The 317-nt window shown below is 30.0% G+C and carries 1 pseudogene; it reads left to right on the top strand.

The window, feature by feature from the left end:
- Positions 1-25: 25 nt before the first annotated feature.
- Positions 26-317 (top strand): annotated as a pseudogene (locus tag INF68_RS23115) (hypothetical protein); the annotation flags it as partial.

The raw sequence follows: 317 nt of genomic DNA, 5'->3' as shown, positions 1-317 counted from the left end.
GCCCTATTCAGCATAGTGATTGTTTATGACAATCACGAAGTGCTGTTTTAATAATAATGAGAAGAAAAACAAAAAACAACTTGAACATATTAATCTATGCATTACACGAGATTTTTATTTTTATGGTAAGTTTTACGATGAGCTAAAAGGTATCATCAAATCATATAATGATGAGATAATGGAAATCAAAAGCGATATAGGCGAAAAAATATCTTTAAGTCTTTTGTGTGATCATGGTGATAACATTAATAGCGAAATAAAAGAGGTGATGGATGATGCTGATATATCATTTAAAACTGTGACTGAACGTTTCAGAG

This window comes from Enterobacter cloacae complex sp. P16RS2 (assembly GCF_014982155.1).
Classification (GTDB): domain Bacteria; phylum Pseudomonadota; class Gammaproteobacteria; order Enterobacterales; family Enterobacteriaceae; genus Enterobacter; species Enterobacter cloacae_M.
This window is presented reverse-complemented; position numbering and strand designations above follow the sequence as displayed.